This is a genomic window from Paenibacillus oryzisoli (assembly GCF_050467285.1).
GTDB lineage: Bacteria > Bacillota > Bacilli > Paenibacillales > NBRC-103111 > Paenibacillus_E > Paenibacillus_E oryzisoli_A.
In genome coordinates this window covers 27,490-44,234 of record NZ_JBCMUN010000009.1, presented here as the reverse complement: position 1 = coordinate 44,234, position 16,745 = coordinate 27,490, and the positions used below count along the sequence as shown (strand labels likewise).

Sequence of the window (16,745 nt, the reverse complement as noted above, 5' to 3'; positions counted from 1 at the left end):
CTCTACCACCGTTTTCGATCCCGAATATCCGCCGCCAGCTGCGCCGCGATCTCTTCCACGTTCCACACAGCGCCCTGAGCGGCTCCTCTTGCTCTGACGGACGCTTCGCCCGCCTGCATCTCACGATCACCGACGACAAACACATACGGCGCTTTGTGCAGCTGCGCTTCCCGTAAGCGATAACCGAGCTTTTCCTGACGCGCATCCACTTCCGCGCGAACGCCTGCATGCGACAGCAGTTGCTTCACTTGATAAGCATACGCAGCCTGATGCTCGGAGACCGGCAAAATCAGGACCTGTGTCGGCGCCAGCCACAGCGGAAACGCGCCGGCAAAATGCTCGGTCAGCATGCCGATGAACCGTTCCATCGAACCGTACAGTGCGCGGTGAATCACAACCGGCCGGTGTTTACGGCCATCCTCCCCCACATAGGCGAGATCGAACTTATCCGGCATCTGAAAATCGAGCTGAATGGTGCCACACTGCCAGCTCCGTTTCAGGCTGTCCAAGATATGAAAGTCGATTTTGGGCCCATAGAATGCGCCGTCGCCTTCATTGATCTGATAAGGAATGCCGCGCTGATCCAGCACATTCTGGAGCGCCAGCTCCGCTTGATCCCACAGCTCGTCGGACCCCAGCTTCTCGTCTGGGCGAGTCGACAGCTCTACGGTGTACGCAAATCCTAGCACGTCGTACACATGATTAATTAAATCGATAACCTGACCGATCTCTTCACCGATTTGCTCCGGCAGCACGAACAAGTGCGCGTCGTCCTGGCAAAATGTCCGCACCCGCATCATGCCATTCAATGCGCCCGACATCTCGTGGCGATGCACCTGGCCGAACTCGGAGATGCGAATCGGCAGCTCGCGGTACGAATGCAAGCTGTTCTTGAAGATCAGCAAATGACCGGGACAGTTCATCGGCTTCAGTGCAAACTTCACATCGTCCACCTGCGTGAAATACATGTTGTCTTTGTAGTGATCCCAATGACCGGATTGCTCCCAGACGCGATTATTCATCATCAAAGGCGTTCTTACTTCCTCATAGCCCCGCTTCCGCTGAAGCTCGCGCGCAAAGCCTTCCAGCTCATTACGAATGATCATCCCCTGCGGCAGGAAGAACGGCATGCCTGGGGCTTCTTCCGAGAACATGAACAGATCCAGCTCTTTGCCCAGCTTGCGATGATCCCGCTTCTTGGCTTCTTCGATTCTAGCCAAATGCGCTTCAAGCTCCTCAACGCTGCCAAATGCTGTACCGTAGATGCGCTGCAGCATCACATTCGCCGCATCCCCGCGCCAATACGCGCCTGAGGTATGCAGCAGCTTGAACGCACCCACTTCGCCGGTTGAGGCGACGTGCGGCCCGCGGCACAGATCCGCAAACTCGCCCTGCTCATAGACGGTCAACTCAGCATCCTCGGGTAAATCTCGTATAATTTCCAGCTTAAATGTCTCGCCCTGCTCCTCAAACCAGGCCAGCGCCTCTTCGCGGGAGACGACCTTACGTACGATCGGCAGATTCTCCCGTATGATGGCCGCCATTTCCTGCTCAATCGCAGCAAGGTCTTCCGGCGAGAGCGGCTTCTCCAGCGCCATGTCGTAGTAAAAGCCGTCGGCAATTACAGGGCCGATGCCGAGCTTGACCGCGCCTGCGCCATACAAGCGCTTCACGGCCTGTGCCAATACATGCGCCGTCGTATGGCGCATCACCTCTAATTGCGATTGATTGCCAAGTTCCATCTTACTTCCTCCTTTTCTCACGATTTCATTTCTATGTGAACGCAAAAAAAACGCCTCCATCCACCAAGGGACGAGTGCGTTCAGCTCGTGGTTCCACCCAATTTCAACGACAGGTACCCTGTCGTCCTTATTGCCATCCGGTATCGAGGATGAATCGTTGCCATCTACTGCCGCAAGCAAGGCGGGTTGGACGGCACAGCTGCAAAGGGGTAACGTCGCAATCGAATCCGGAGAAGCTTGCAGCCGAGGCTTCTCTCTCTGTGCGGTTCGGGGCTGGACATCGTGTCTTTGGTCAACGCTTTGAGATATGATTAGGCTTTATGTTACAAGACGTATACGCGCTTTTTCAAGGGAAAGAATCGTTATAACAGATTCACTCCTTCTCTCCGGAAAAGAAAATACGCATGGTCGTCTTTCGCCATCGCAAGCGGTCCTTTATAATGGACTCAAAGAAAGTTAATGCGATTAATTTCCCTCAGTGTAGCATTACGGCCATTTTTGGAAGGAATGTACAATATGCCCAGATTCATGGATAATACGATTAGCCCTTATCCGCTTCGCCTTATTACAATCCCGATCGATGCCAGCAAATTAAAGCTGCAATCGCTCATTATTTATAGCGTCGGTCACTTGCCCGGACGCATCCATTACCGGACACACGCTTCTTTCGAGAAGTGGGCCGCGGTGTACATCGCCGGGGGCAGTGGCGTTTTCCGCATCAACCAGGGCCCTGTGCAGCAAGTGGAAAGCGGCTCGCTGTTTTTTTTCAGACCTGGGGCCGAATACGAGTACGGACCTAACCCCGGCGGCTACTGGGATGAGTACTATTTCTCGTTCGAGGGCACACGGATCAACGAGTGGCTCCAGAGCTGGATCACCGACGCAGACCGCGTCACCTTTGTCGGCAAAGAGGACGGTTCGCAAATCGGGCGGATCGAGCTGATTTTTCAGCTGATGGAAAGCGGCAGCCCCGCCAATATTGACCGTGCCTCCCTGCTGGTGGAGTCGCTGATCTTCGAATTCATGCTGCGCGCAGAAGCCACCACGGAATCGCCGACCAAAGCCCAGCAGGTCATCAAGCTCATCGAGGAGCTGAACCATGCCATCTATCAGTCGTTTGATCCGCGTGAGTTTGCCAAGCGGCACCACATCTCGGTTTCGACTTTGCGCCGCATCGTGAACGATTACTCCGGCTACCCGCTCGGTACCTATATCCATCGTATGAAAATGGCCGAAGCCAAAAACATTTTGCTCAATACGGACAAAGCTGTCAAAGAAATCGCCCTTGAGCTCGGCTACCAGGACGTGTTCTACTTCTCACGTATTTTCAAGAAATATGTCGGCGTTGCGCCACAAATATTCCGTAATACGGTTCACACCTGATCCGCAAAGCCTGTACGGCAGTTCCACACGCGCCCAGTACAACTTGTCACCTCCCTGCATAAGATACAGTGGAAGCAAATCTTCCTTGCGTGGAGGTGAATCACAATGACATTTGCCCTTTCCGGATTAATGCTTTACGCAATGTGGCTTGTCTTGGCGGTAATGGGTATTAGCTTCGTCGTTGATTTGTTCAAATCGATGTCGGCCGGCACATTCTCTTCCGCTATGATTCTGTCTTACTTGCAAGACTTGCTCTACTACGTGTTCCCGCTCTTCTTGCTCGTCAACCTGATGCCGCTGGACCACACCGATTACATCGTGAAAATTGCGTACTATATCGGTGCTCTAGGTGTCGTACTCAAGTATGCGATGGGATTCGTTAAAAAGTAAGCTGCAAACGCCTTCAGCACCTGCCCTTGGCTGCCGGGATTTCCCGGCAGCTTTTTCACTATTTTGGCGTCCCGAAACACAAGAAACCGCCTGCCTCGCGGCAAACGGCTCCTGATCCACTCATTGTTGCTGCTGCTTCGAATCTTGCAGCTCCTGTTTCAAATCCTCGGTTTTCTGCCGCGCCTGCTTGATTTGCCCCTGCAGCTCCTCGAGCTGCTGCTCCGCGGCGCTTAGCGCAGCCTCCGTCGCTTGCGAATAGATCTGCTGCGCCATTTGCAGCGTTTGTTCCGCCGCTTGCTCTGCCTTGTGGGCGGCTTCTTTTACGCGTTCAAAGCCTTGCGAATCTTGCCCATTGCCTTGTTGATCCTGCTGCTGCATATCGGGTCCCTCCGGATGAAAATGTAACTTCCTGCTTAATGTGAGTCTCCGATTGGCATTTTATGCAAGATTTTATGCAAGAGGCAGGCTAGCTACTCAGAAGTCAAGTAAGCATGCGTGCTAAGGTCATCCTGAATCACCGTCGTCGGAATGACGAATTCCGGAACGCCCATGACGCCGGGGCCGACTTCATACTTCTGGAATACGATCACAAGCTTGCCCTGAGCATTGATGTAGAACGTTTGGTCTTTTTTGATGGACTTGAACAGCTCCATGTTGGGAACTTGCTGCGATCCGCCTTCCACCCAATACATTTTGCCCGGCTCGGTTTTCATTTGCTGAAGCATCTGTTCCTTGATGTTGGTGGTGATCAAATCAATGTAACGATCGTCCTTAAAGAGGCTCGGAAGCGTAATTAGCAGTTGATTTTTCTTATCAATAGTGTCGTACTGGAACGTCGTTGACGAGGACCCCGCGATATTGACTACATAACGTCCGACCGATAAAATCTGCTCGTTATCCGTCTTCACAACATAGCCGCTGTCTACCCCCATATGAGCATCGGGATGTTCCGCTTTGATCTTCTCCATATCAGCCATGAACGACGTATACAGCTGTTTGCTCTCCTCCAGATACTTGCTGTTGAGCGTTTCCTGCAGCTCCTTGTTATCCAAATTCGTGATCGCCGGCACCTCGACATTCGCTTGAAAGCCCTTATCCTCATAATGATACGTCCGGAACGTCAGCACTTTCACAAGTTCGCCAAGCACAGGCACTTCCGAGAGTGTGTCGGCAAACGCCTGACTCGTATTCAAGCCTGCCACGAAAACCACCGCTGCTGCGGCCGCACCCGCCGCCCATTTGCGCCCGCTGCGCTTTGGTCTATGCTTACGAATCGCCTGCTGGACGACAAAGTTCAGTTCTTGCGGAATCGGAATGTCCATATACTGTTGTCTCATCTTCTCCATTTTCTCTTCCATCGGTTATACCTCCACCAGCGCATCATCGTTCATGCGGATCTTCAGCAGCTTCAGAGCCTGATACAGCCTCGTCTTGATCGTATTCGTATTCTCTTTCAACACTTCGGCGATCTCTTCGATCTTCAAATCCTCAAAGTACCGCAAAGTGATGACGCTCCGGTACATATCCGGCAAGTCATCCAACGCCCGCTCCAGATCGATGTCCGCATAAGCGTCCTCGCTGCCTGAGGCGATCAACTCCATGGCCTTGTCGTCGACAATCTGTACTTTCTTCTTCTTCCGCAAGCAATCCAACGCGGTATTGACGACAATGCGATAAAACCAACTCTTGAGCGAAGTTGTGTTTTTCAGCGAGCCGGCCGCGGCAAAAGCTTTCTGAATCGCCTCCTGGACGACATCCAGGGCGTCTTCTTGATTTTTTACATAGCTGTACGCGAGCCGGTACACATTCTCTTGATGCTCCGTAATGCAAGCGACGAGCTGACTCTCCAATTTCGGATTCATTGCCATATCGGGATAACGCTCCTTTAACCGTCCAACGTTCATTATGATCTGTGATTCTGCACGTAAGACGCACGAAGGCGCAGAATAGTTTGGCGCTTTTCTACCAATTTTGACCATGCACTGCTATACTGAAATCTAGGAGGTGAGACGATCATGAATATCATTAAAATCAAAGACCGCCAGGAATTAGACAAACGAATTCCGACCATGCCTTGGTTTATCGAGCAATTTATTAACTATAAACTTCCGGATCTTTCCCCTTCATCCCTGCTCGAATATGTACGCGATTATGAGATTTTCCTAGGCTGGCTGATCGCCGAAGGGCTGTCGACCGCCGCCTCCGTCAAAGAAGTGACGCTGCTCGATCTCGAGACGCTCCATATGGAGAGCATAAGCAATTTTCGCATGTTCCTCACCACCCGTAAAGGACAAGGTAATGGTAAAACGACGATCAACCGCAAGCTGTCCGCCCTTCGCTCCTTGTTCCATTACTTGAGTCAAATCGCTGAGGACGAGAACTTCTATCCGCTGCTGAAGCGCAACGTCATGGCGAAGGTGGAAATCAAGCGCGCCTCCAAGCCGAAAGATATCGCGGCCAAGCTGGAAGGCAAGCTGCTGCAAGAGGAGGAAATTACGGAGTTTATTTACTACGTTCGGGAAGCGTACGAACACGATATTGCGACGAACAAGCAGGCGCTGTACGCCTACGAGCTTAATAAAATTCGGGACGCCTGCCTCGTGACGCTGATTCTTAATTCCGGGCTGCGCGTGTCCGAAGTGTACAACATGAACGCGGATGACATAGATTTGAAAAAGAAGCTCGTCTACGTCTACCGAAAAGGGAACAACGACGAGAGCTTCAAGACGCCCGTCTATTTCCGGAACGAAGCTGTCGAAATGCTGACGGAGTACTTGGCCATTCGCTCCACCCGCTACAAACCGGCGAAAAAAGAAAAAGCCCTCTTTCTGGCCATCGCAAATGGCAAGAAAGAAGGCGAGCGGATCACAAAGCGCGCGATCCAGGAGTTGGTCATCAAGTACGCGAAGCGCTTCGGCAAGCCGTACTTGTCCGTACATAAATTGCGACACTCGTTCGCAACCGATTATTATTTGCAGAACGATCTGTACAAAACGCAAGAGCAGCTCGGCCACGCCTCGCCGGAGACGACGCAGATCTACGCGCATCTCACCGATAAGACGATGTCCGAAGCGATTGATAAAAGAGCGGAATCCTGAGGATTATTTCTTCAGGATTTTTTCAATGGTGTCGAGCTCTTCCGAGGAGAACTCGAGATTTTTCAGCGCCGCCACGTTCTCTTCGATCTGCGACACGCGGCTTGCACCGATCAAGGCCGACGTCACACGTCCGCCGCGCAGCACCCAAGCGAGCGCCATCTGCGCGAGGCTTTGGCCGCGGGAAACCGCGATCTCGTTCAGTTGGCGGATCTGGTTCAGCTTCTCTTCCGTGATGTCCTTCGAGTTCAGGAAGGCGCTCTTGCCCGCTGCGCGCGAATCCGTCGGGATGCCGCTTACGTATTTGTTCGTCAGCAGGCCTTGCGCCAGCGGACAGAATGCGATGCTGCCGGCGCCGAAGTCGTCCAGCACATCCTGCAAACCGTCTTCAATCCAACGGTTGAACATGCTGTAGGACGGCTGGTGAATGAGCAGCGGCGTGCCGAGGCTTTTCAAAATCGAAGCCGCTTCCTTCGTTTGCTCCGCCGTGTAGTTGGAGAGCCCGACGTACAACGCCTTGCCCGAACGCACAATGCTGTCCAGCGCCTGCATCGTTTCTTCAAATGGCGTGTTTGGATCCGGTCTATGCGAGTAGAAAATATCCACATACTCCAGCCCCATCCGCTTCAAGCTTTGATCCAGGGAGGAAATGAGATATTTGCGGGAGCCCCACTCGCCGTACGGCCCTTCCCACATGTAATAGCCGGCTTTGGTCGAGATGATCAACTCGTCGCGGTAGGCAGCCAGATCGCTCTTCAGCACGCGGCCCATCAGCTCTTCCGCCGAACCCGGAGGCGGCCCATAGTTATTCGCCAAGTCAAAATGCGTAATCCCCAAATCGAACGAACGCAGCAGCATCGCTCTGCCGTTCTCGTGCAAATCGAGGCCTCCGAAATTGTGCCACATCCCCAAAGAAATCGCCGGCAGCTTCAGTCCTGTTCGGCCTGAGCGATTATATTTCATTTCTGCATAACGCGTTGCGCTTGCTTGATAAACCATGTCTACTTCTTCCTCCTCGGAACGATTCAATTCGAAAACTTTTCTAGTATACCCGGATGCCTGTCTCTGTTTCCTATGTACAGTATACGTGAACCCTTCGAGCAGCGGAAGAACTGAAAAAAACGTGTCTTACTTACGTCAAGGTGAGTAACCCCGCCTTATTGGTGCGCGAACAATAGCCGAGCGCCGTGAAGCTGCAGCCATTTCGTCTTCTCGTGCGTGCTCTGAATAATATCGATGAGGACCGCTTGCGAATCAATCTGGTCCAAATACCGGCCGAGGAAATGGATGAACACGTCGAGGCGGCGCAGCTCAATCAGCAGCGGCAGCACGCGCATCTCCGCGTCCGACAGCTGAATATGCTGGCGGTAACCGGCACAGAACGCATCGCATTGATGGCGTAGCTCGGATTCGCTGCGGCTCGGATCGATGAGATCGGACAAGCAGACGGCCAGTTCCATCACCCTCACATCGCGCGTCACAAATTCAAAATCCAGGATCGCCGCCAACTGCCCGTCATCGTCGATCAGCATGTTCGAACCGTTAATATCGCCGTGCACAAGCTGATGCGGCAAGCTGCGGATGAATGGAATCGCTTCGTAAATCGCCATATATCGGGCAAAAATATACGCCAGCTCCCCCTTTTGCTTCGCAAACGGCCCAGGCGGCTGCTCACAGAACGTCCGGATGGCGTCCGGCGTACAGCGTGGGTGAATCTGCTCGATTTCGTAATACGGCGCATATTCCGGCTTCAAATCCAGTTCGATCCGGCTAAGCGCAGCGGATAACTGTCCAACCGCCTTGCCGATGTGCGGCAGTTGGGATAACGCGAAGGCACCCGGGTTCTCGCCTTCGGTATAGGTGAATAGCGCCGCCAGCTTGCCGCCGGGCAGCGTCACCATCGTTTCGCCATTCGGCCGCTTCAGCGGCTGTGGAATGGCAAAATCCAGCTCGTGCTGCCGCCTTCCCAACTCCAGCAGCACGCGGTGCTCGAACGCGATTTTACTGCTATCGCGGTGCGTCTCATACAGCCGGAGCACATAGGTCGCTCCGGCCACTTCCACAAAGCGCGTCGTATTGTTCATCCCGCCGACGCCTTCGCGCAGCGTCCACGTCCGCTTCGGAAACCAATATGCGGGCAGTTCATTCAATTGCATGTCCACGTTATGCTCCGTCGCCATGGGCATCTCCACTCCTTTTTACACTTGAAGATCGTCGTCCAGAATAAAGTCGAAATCCTCGACGTCCACCGTCTCTACCGGCACACCGCCGTTAATGACACGGTCGATAAAATCCAGTTGGTCGGTGAGCAGCACCGCCTTCTCCCGAATCCCCGCCATAATCAGCTCGGTTTCAATCGGATCGAACAGCTCGCCATACGCCTCGTTGTCAATACTGTTGACGATACATAGCGTAACTTTATCGTTGATCGGCAGCGGCGGACTTTTGCCCCAAGGCATGGTGAGCGCTTTCTCGATTTTTTTCTTGTTGAACGGTTCCTCAAAGAACTGAATGAGCTCGGTGATCAACGTTTTGACAAAGCCGTCATCTTCTTCATCCAACATAATCGGCACCGTACTCGTTTGCAATTCATATAATTCTTGTATCGTCGTATACGGAATTACATACGTGACCGGCTTCGCGGGCAACATCAGCTGTCCGTGCACCGCCAGCATCACGGCTTCGATAATAAACGTCTTGCTCATGTCATTCCCCCCATGTACCAACTTACTTAGCATTATTTCGCTGCTAAGGAAGAGAAACCCTTCTTTCAGGATCTTCTGAAAAAGAAACAAAACCGTCAGCCTGCAGGTTCGCTTCCACCTGCTGGGCCGACGGTCCTCCCAAGGCTGCTATAAGCTTCCATCCATCCGATCTCGCTCCTCATAATGCAATCGTACCGGTTTCTTGGAAAACCGGTTGGCATAAGCCGACGCCACGTAGCAATCCGGTTTGATCACCGGCACCATCCCGACGGATTCGACACGTCTGACCATTTCCTGGACGAATTTGGCCGTCCGGTTCTTGTCCGCATCATCGCCGGCATCGATGTGAATGAACATATCGAAGGTCGCGCCTTGATAGAGATGAGGAAGTATAACATTTTCCATATCCTTCCGTTTTGACTCATCAAAAAACATCGCAATCTCTTCGCTCAGCGCGGTTTCCATCGAAAGCTTTTCCTTGATGGAATACATCGCGCGGGGCACGACATATTGACGGTAGCACGCCCACGCTCCTCTCCCCATCCGCTGGATAACAACACCCGTGATAAACTTCGTATGCCCTGGATGTACCTGACAATCCGTTCCGATAATGAATTTATACGTCGCTGCCGGGTCAAGTCGCATAAAATGCAAAATGCGCTCATGCACCGTGTCCAGGTTAAGCCCACTTTCCGTCGTGTTCCTGAATTCCAGAGGTTGGTTCATCGTCGCTGGTTTCAAAGATAGGCGCTCCCTTTCTCTATAGAGTCAATGGATGAGCAAAAGGCGGATGCAAAGGCTGCACCCGCCTCTTTCTATAGTATATGGCAAACCTGCGCTGATCGAACCATCAAGTTAGCGTAAAACCGATCCGCCGTATAAAAAACGATTCTCCCACTGCTTCCCATCAATCGTATCGATGCGCACGCCGCCGGATTCCACCGAGTACGTATGCAGCATTTCCCCGTTCCCCAGGTAGATGCCGACATGCGTGATCGGCTCCTGAAGGATGTTCACTCCGTCATAGTCAGACGATTTTGCGCCTTTGTAAGCCGAGAAGAACAGCAGGTCGCCGCGCTTCAGCTTCGTCCAATCCGTGACGATCGGCCCAAGCGATTGCACATACGTGCCTTGCGCCGCCGAATCGCCTGGTAGTACATCACGAAGCCCTTGCCAGAACATCGTTTGAATCAAATCAGAGCAATCAAACGTCGTCGGATCGTTGCGCTGGGAACCGTACTCATACGGTGTACCAAGATATTGCTGACCTACGGCAATTACTGCTTCTATCGCTTCTGCGACCGGTAAGTTCGGCATCGCGATAGAGAAGTCCACCGCCGTATACTTCGAACCTGCGCTGATGTAGCCCACGGTGCCGTTCGCATCCTGAATTTTGAACCAGCTATCGTTCAGTTTATCCGTGATCAGGATGTCTTCCCCTTTGGCCAGCATCCGAATGACTTTGGAAGCACTGTCTGTAGACGGCTGCGTCCGAAAGTTAACGCCATAAATGATTTGGGCATTGCTGATCACTTTTATGTATTTCGCGTTCGTAGATACATACCCTTGCACGCCTTGCGCGTCCTGTACGCCATACCAATTGGCAGACACATAGTCAGTTATCGTGACGATTTCATTCGTTTTCAAAAGCCGCATCACATTGCTCGACGTATTCGGCTCATCCCGAAAACTGACGCCCGCCACAATCTGCCCTTTCGTTGTTACCGCCTCCTCCGCATAGCCGCCTTGCGGCAGCAAGCCGACAACCGTGAACAGCGCCATTACGAAAACCATTAGCCATTTCTTCATGTTTTGCCTCCTGGTCGTCTGTCGTCGGACAGACTCATTGATGATGGTTTTTTCGCAATCAGTGAATAGTAATTTTTTCTTTCGTAACCTAATTATAGATTGCGGGGGTCGGAGGCGAATATAGGTGAAAGGAACGGATTCTTGGACAAGCGTACACGGCGTTCAGCCTATTGACGAGGCGGTACTATTTTCCAGTCAGCGCACCTCCGGTTTGCGGTCTGTCTGCCAATAGAGGCTTAGCCTCGGATCATTTCTCAACTTCACATTGCACAGCTTCATTTCGCGTTCATCCAGGTGAAGCAGCGTCCAAGATGACGCGTCCACAACCCCTTTGGCCTGCAAAAAAGCTGCCGCATCCCGCTCCGCCTCCTCTGCTTCGAGCCAAAACTTCACGCCATAATAAGGGAGGTCATAGTGGTTGACCAGCATAGCCGTATAGATTTGCTTCGTTTCTTTATGCTGCAGTACGTAAGGCATCGAGGCACTCTCCCTTCAAGTGAAAGGCACATCCACCCGAGGGTGAATGTGCCGCTGATGTTATAGATACGGATTCTCGTGCTTCGCTTTCAATCGATTCCAGCGACGCTCCACTTCCGTCTCGAACGATTGCAACGAACCGGCATACTCCGGCTTCGTCAGATGCTTCGTCTTGCCCATCGTCTTGAGCCAATCGGAGAGCGGAATCTTCTTGCCTTTGTCCTCCGGATTGTACGTCAACGTCGTTACGCCGTGCTCGACTTCGTAGAGCGGGAAGAAACAGGAATCGACCGCTGCGCCGACGATGTTGGAGCCTTCCTGGTCGTCAGACAGCCAGTTGAGCGGACAAGCGATCAAGATCTTGCCGTAGACGAGCCCTTCGTTTTGAGCGTACCACTGCGCCTTCGCAGCCTTCTTCACGAGATCTTGCGGGTACGCTTCCGAGCCTGTGAACACATACGGGATGTGCGTCGCCGCCATAATTTGCGCGGTGTCTTTGTGATGGAACACCTTGCCGCCCTGGTGCTTCCCGACGTTGGACGTCGACGTGCGGTGGCCCATCGGCGTTGAGTAGGACAGCTGCGCACCGGTGTTCATGTAACCTTCATTATCGTACTCGAGGATAATCATTTTGTGGTTCCGCAGCGCAGCCCCGATCGCCGGGCCCATGCCGATGTCCATGCCGCCGTCACCGGTAATCATGACGAACGTGAAATCGTCCTTGAGGCCGAGATGATCGAGCTCGCCTCTGCGCTTGCGCTCCCAGAACATCTCCACGACGCCGGAGAGCGTCGCTGCGCCGTTCTGGAACAGGTTATGAATGTACGTCGCTTTATGCGCCGAGTACGGATATCCTGTCGTGACAACCATCGCGCAGCCGGTGTGGAAGATCGAGACGATGTCGCCCTCGATGCCCTTGAAGAACAGCTCCAGCCCGGAGAAAATGCCGCAGCCCGGACATGCGCCATGTCCCGGCGCAATGCGCTTCGGTTTCTTCGTCAAGGAACGAAGCGGCGGGATCCGCACATTGAGCTTGCCGGTGTTCTCATCCGGCGTCACTGTAATAAGGCCTGTTTTCAAGTCCTCATATTTCATCGGTTCGAGCACCCGCTTCGGTGCCTTCGATGGATCGCCCGGCGAGTGCCCGTAGTAATCGAACGGCACCTCAACCTTGCCCGCGTTCATCGCATCGATCGCGAACTGGAACAGGTTATGCCCGTCCTCGGCATAAAAGTCTTTGCCGCCGAGGCCGTAGATGCGGCTGATGACGAGCGTGTCTTTGTTCCCATAGGTGAACAAAGCCGCTTTGATCTCGTTGACCATATTGCCGCCATGGCCGCCATACGAATCGGCGCGGTCGCCGACCGTGACCGCCTTCACATTCGCGAGCGCAGCCGCAATCTGCTTCGCCGGGAACGGGCGGATCATGTTCGGTGCGATCGATCCGGCTTTAATGCCTTTCGCGCGGAGCTGGTCGACGACGTCCTTGATGATTTCGGAAGCCGAATTCATCAAGAACACCGCGACTTCCGCGTCCTCCATACGGTACAGCTCGAGGATCGGGTACTCGCGCCCGGTCAGTTCCGCGTATTCCTTCTGAATACGATCGTAAACCTCATCTGCGTTGTACATCGCCATCGACTGCTGATAACAGTTATTAATGTAGTCCGGTTCATTCATATAAGGGCCAACCGTAATCGGATGGTTGCGATCGAGCGTATCCGGGAACCCTTGCGGCTGCTCGCCGATGAACGCGTGCACATCCTCGCGGTGTGCAAACGTTTGCACGCGCCGCTTCTGGTGGGACGTGAAATAGCCGTCCGACGCGACTAGCACCGGCAATCGAACGGCGGGATCCTCCGCCAACTTAATTGCCATAATATTCATATCATAAACAGCTTGCGGATCGCGGCACATGATGATAGGCCATCCTGTATTGAGTGCGTAATAGAGATCAGAATGGTCGCCATGAATGTTGAGCGGGCCGGACACTGACCGGCAAACCAGATTCATCACCATCGGGAAACGTGTACCGGATTGCACCGGCATTTGTTCAAGCATGTACAAATAACCATTGGCGCTCGTCGCGTTGAACACGCGGCCGCCTGCCGTCGATGCGCCGTAGCAGATCCCGGCCGAGCCGTGCTCGCCGTCTGCGGGAATGAGGACGATATCGTGTTGCCCATTCGTTTTCATCAAATCCAGGAATTGCGCCACCTCGGTGGACGGCGAAATCGGAAAGTAGCCCATCACATGATAATTAATTTGATGAGCGGCATAGGCAGCCATCTCGTTGCCTGACTCATAGACGATACGCTGCTCGATTTTGGCTTGTCCTAATTCCTTCTTAATATCAATAGACATGCGGCAGTTCCACCCTTCTCCCTTAATTACTCTCTAAGCTTACAAAGCCAGATTGAATCGGTGAGGCATGCGATTGGCGTCCGCGTAACCGTCTTCTTCCCGTTCTTGGGAAAGCGCTTCGGTCGGACAAGCCTGAACGCACTTGAGGCAACCCTTACAATATTGATAGTCAATGCCTTGAAGGAACATTTGCGGGCGGCCCTTCTTATCCGGAAGCTCATCCCACACAAAACAAAAATCCGGGCACACATTGTCACAGGACGCGCAGTGTATGCATTTATCTTCATGGAAATGCGGCATCATCCCCGCACGGGAAATACTCAAATCTTTTAAAATACTGTTGCCGGGATTGACCACCATGCCTCCGATCGGCTGTGTTTCATAGCCGAGCACCGGCGTATCGAGTCGGACGAAGTCCGGCATCTTCTCGCCTTCCGGCAGCGCGTACGTCTGGAACTGCACTTCATTGTAACCGCGGTCGAACGTGCGAATCGCCGGAGCAACCGCCAGCGGATACTTCTTCTCCAGCGACTTGCGGATGACGCCGCGCATCACTTCCGGATCGAGAAAATCGCAAAGCCGGAATAGTGCGCCAAGCATGGCCATATTCACGCGATTTTTCTCCTCGAGCGCAATCGCGATCGCATCGACAACCGCGATAGTGCCGCCCCGCAGCTTCATTTTCTCCTTAAGCTCGTCCGGTGTCTTGTCAGAATTTACTAGTACGGTACTATCCTCGTAGATGCCGCTGATAACATTTACAGTCTTGGAGAGCGATTCATGAAAAACTCCAACGACATGAGGCCTTTCCACTGGCGAGGTGTCCCGGATTTGCGTATCCATATCGCAAAACCGGATGTGTGCTTTGACAGGCGATCCTTTCTTCTCCGACCCGTAGGACGAGAAACTGACACCATTCAAACCAACGCCAACGACACCGGCTTCCGCCAGCATCTTCCCGGCCAGATTCGCACCCAAACCGCCGATGGACTCCAGTCTTATCTCGAAAAATCCGAGATCGTTCAATTTCGGCAAAGTTACCATGCATGGTCTCCTTTCAGAAGTGAACTGCATATAGAGTGAAAAGTAGGAATAGTAAATCTATTTTCATTGTAACAAGAAATAGCGGGTAAGCAACCTTTTTTTAAAACGATTCAAAGTAAATAGTCCATGATTAATCCACACTGTCCCAAATAGAAACTGGCTGTTTCTCGCTCCTCCTGCGCTTCCTCCTCGGTCCCCTCACACTCCTCGCATACGTCTACATAATCGTTTTCAATCGGGTTAAATACAATTCCGCACACATGTGAGTAGCTCCGCATCGCACATCTCTCCCTGGTTTCGGATAGCCATATTGTAAACGTTTGCACAACGTGTTTTTTTCTATTATACGCGGTGGCTCTCTGATTGACCAGAAGACTTTATCAAATCTTTAGCATATTAAATCGTCGTTTTCTCTTGATTCGATGAAATTCCATGAGATAATGTAGAAATCATAGGCTTTTTGTCGAATTGTGGAAAGGATGGTACTGCTTGCTTTACTCCATCATTGGCAGCGAACTGCAAGGTTTGCTGTATTTCATGAGCGCAGCGCTCCTGCATCTTGTGCTTGCTCCTCATTTCATCAATCGAACGCTTCGCTTAAAGCTGTTCTTTGGCATTATTTTACTCCTTTTCAGCTTGCTTTATTGGAACTTTGCCGGTGTAGATCCATTCGTCTATTCGCTGCAAATGCTCCCCGTTTCCATCATTATGGTTTCGCTGACGCTGGGACCTTTGCGTACGTTTATGACTTGGATCGCCTTAAATGCAGGTTGCTTGTTCGTACTGGGCGATCAATTCGTTCCGGCGCTGCTAAGCTCGAGTTTCTTACTCCTTTGCGCGGTATTATTGCATAAGCGACTGACCAAGCTCTCTTTTCCTCGTAAAATCAGCTATGCCACTTGCATCATGCTAGTCTATCAGCTCTTGTATGCGCCATTTTCGGCCTACCTGACATCTTATGCATCCCTGTACGTGCAATATACCATCATCTTTGCCCTGCTCTCGCTATGGATCATGGTCGCTTTGCTCGAAAGTGTTCACAGATACAAGGTGCAACGGCAGCATCTTCTCGATCTTGAAAAAAACCGTATGCTGGCTGAATCTTCCGCCGCAATCTCGCATGAAATCCGCAACTCCCTAACGACAACGCGCGGGTTTTTGCAGCTGCTGGCTCAACCCGAACTTACCTTTGAACAGAAGAGATATGCAGAACAAGCGATCTCTGGTGTCGAGCAAGCAACTTCCCTATTGGAAGAGTTTCTGAACTACGCCAAGCCGGCCGCCTCGCTCCGGGAGCAGCTGGATATTCGCGAAGAGCTTGAATCCACCGTCCGGTTCATGATGCCTTACGCGAACGACGCCAATGTGAGCATCGCTATTTCACATGAGTACGACGCCCCGCTTTATATTCTTGGCGAATCCCAGAAGCTGCGGCAATGCTTAATTAACCTCATTAAGAATGCGATCGAATCCATGCCTACCGGCGGCACGTTATCCCTGCGAACGCTCAAGTATGCGAATACCGTGCAAATCTCCATTATGGACACCGGCATCGGCATGTCGAGTAAACAATTGAAATCATTAGGCAAACCTTTTTATACCACCAAAGAAAACGGGACTGGTCTCGGCCTCGTCGTCGTCATGAGTCTCATTCGCAAGATGAACGGCAAAATTTCCTTCTCCAGCTCCCTCAACCAGGGTACCAATTGTTCCATTTTGTTTCAACTTAAGTAAGA

The 16,745-nt window shown here is 52.4% G+C and carries 16 protein-coding genes; 4 read left to right on the top strand and 12 right to left on the bottom strand.

What is annotated here, in order from left to right:
* Positions 1–2 precede the first annotated feature (2 nt).
* Positions 3–1,742 carry a threonine--tRNA ligase gene (gene thrS, locus ABE504_RS15555; protein ID WP_430090158.1) on the bottom strand — a complete coding sequence of 580 codons (1,740 nt, stop codon included), beginning with the start codon at positions 1,740–1,742 and terminating at the stop codon, positions 3–5.
* A gap of 516 nt (positions 1,743–2,258) precedes the next feature.
* On the opposite strand from thrS, the gene ABE504_RS15550 reads away from it, so the two are divergent.
* Both ABE504_RS15550 and ABE504_RS15545 read left to right on the top strand, forming a co-directional pair.
* Positions 2,259–3,125: a helix-turn-helix domain-containing protein gene (locus ABE504_RS15550; protein ID WP_430090154.1), complete on the top strand. Its 867-nt coding sequence runs from the start codon at positions 2,259–2,261 to the stop codon at positions 3,123–3,125.
* A 105-nt stretch (positions 3,126–3,230) separates the two neighbouring features.
* Complete coding sequence (locus tag ABE504_RS15545) at positions 3,231–3,515, top strand: hypothetical protein (protein ID WP_430076944.1); 285 nt, start codon at positions 3,231–3,233, stop codon at positions 3,513–3,515.
* A gap of 120 nt (positions 3,516–3,635) precedes the next feature.
* On the opposite strand, the gene ABE504_RS15540 is transcribed toward ABE504_RS15545, so the two are convergent.
* The 3 genes from ABE504_RS15540 to ABE504_RS15530 form a co-directional block, all read right to left on the bottom strand.
* Positions 3,636–3,893, bottom strand: a complete 258-nt coding sequence (locus tag ABE504_RS15540; RefSeq protein WP_430090151.1) for a hypothetical protein — start codon at positions 3,891–3,893, stop codon at positions 3,636–3,638.
* A 92-nt stretch (positions 3,894–3,985) separates the two neighbouring features.
* A complete protein-coding gene (locus ABE504_RS15535) occupies positions 3,986–4,873 on the bottom strand; it encodes a DUF3298 domain-containing protein (RefSeq protein WP_430090148.1) in 888 nt (295 codons plus the stop codon).
* A 3-nt stretch (positions 4,874–4,876) separates the two neighbouring features.
* On the bottom strand, positions 4,877–5,377 hold the full coding sequence (locus ABE504_RS15530; RefSeq protein WP_430091343.1) for an RNA polymerase sigma factor: 501 nt from the start codon (positions 5,375–5,377) through the stop codon (positions 4,877–4,879).
* Positions 5,378–5,530: 153 nt separating this feature from the next.
* Between ABE504_RS15530 and xerS the strand changes: the two genes are divergently transcribed.
* Positions 5,531–6,613, top strand: a complete 1,083-nt coding sequence (xerS, locus tag ABE504_RS15525) for a tyrosine recombinase XerS (RefSeq protein ID WP_430090145.1) — start codon at positions 5,531–5,533, stop codon at positions 6,611–6,613.
* Between the two features lie 3 nt (positions 6,614–6,616).
* Here the strand turns inward: xerS and mgrA are convergent, their stop codons facing one another.
* From mgrA to ABE504_RS15485, 8 genes are all read right to left on the bottom strand, one after another.
* Entirely contained in the window at positions 6,617–7,609 is a 993-nt protein-coding gene (gene mgrA / locus ABE504_RS15520) for an L-glyceraldehyde 3-phosphate reductase (RefSeq protein ID WP_430090142.1), read from the bottom strand.
* Between the two features lie 158 nt (positions 7,610–7,767).
* The gene (locus ABE504_RS15515) at positions 7,768–8,790 is read right to left on the bottom strand and encodes a phosphotransferase (RefSeq protein ID WP_430090139.1); all 1,023 of its coding nucleotides are present in this window, start codon (positions 8,788–8,790) and stop codon (positions 7,768–7,770) included.
* Between the two features lie 18 nt (positions 8,791–8,808).
* A complete protein-coding gene (locus ABE504_RS15510; RefSeq protein ID WP_430090136.1) occupies positions 8,809–9,315 on the bottom strand; it encodes an ADP-heptose synthase in 507 nt (168 codons plus the stop codon).
* A 147-nt stretch (positions 9,316–9,462) separates the two neighbouring features.
* Positions 9,463–10,056, bottom strand: coding sequence for a ribonuclease H-like YkuK family protein (locus tag ABE504_RS15505; RefSeq protein ID WP_430090133.1), 594 nt, complete (start codon positions 10,054–10,056; stop codon positions 9,463–9,465).
* Between the two features lie 114 nt (positions 10,057–10,170).
* Positions 10,171–11,124 carry a C40 family peptidase gene (locus tag ABE504_RS15500; RefSeq protein ID WP_430090130.1) on the bottom strand — a complete coding sequence of 318 codons (954 nt, stop codon included), beginning with the start codon at positions 11,122–11,124 and terminating at the stop codon, positions 10,171–10,173.
* Between the two features lie 195 nt (positions 11,125–11,319).
* Complete coding sequence (locus ABE504_RS15495; RefSeq protein WP_430090127.1) at positions 11,320–11,601, bottom strand: hypothetical protein; 282 nt, start codon at positions 11,599–11,601, stop codon at positions 11,320–11,322.
* Positions 11,602–11,661: 60 nt separating this feature from the next.
* Positions 11,662–13,965, bottom strand: coding sequence for a thiamine pyrophosphate-dependent enzyme (locus tag ABE504_RS15490; protein WP_430090124.1), 2,304 nt, complete (start codon positions 13,963–13,965; stop codon positions 11,662–11,664).
* 39 nt (positions 13,966–14,004) lie between these two features.
* Positions 14,005–15,009 (bottom strand): 2-oxoacid:acceptor oxidoreductase family protein, encoded by a 1,005-nt coding sequence (locus ABE504_RS15485; protein ID WP_430090121.1) that lies wholly within the window; start codon positions 15,007–15,009, stop codon positions 14,005–14,007.
* Positions 15,010–15,498: 489 nt separating this feature from the next.
* On the opposite strand from ABE504_RS15485, the gene ABE504_RS15480 reads away from it, so the two are divergent.
* The gene (locus tag ABE504_RS15480) at positions 15,499–16,743 is read left to right on the top strand and encodes an ATP-binding protein (protein WP_430090118.1); all 1,245 of its coding nucleotides are present in this window, start codon (positions 15,499–15,501) and stop codon (positions 16,741–16,743) included.
* Positions 16,744–16,745 lie beyond the last annotated feature (2 nt).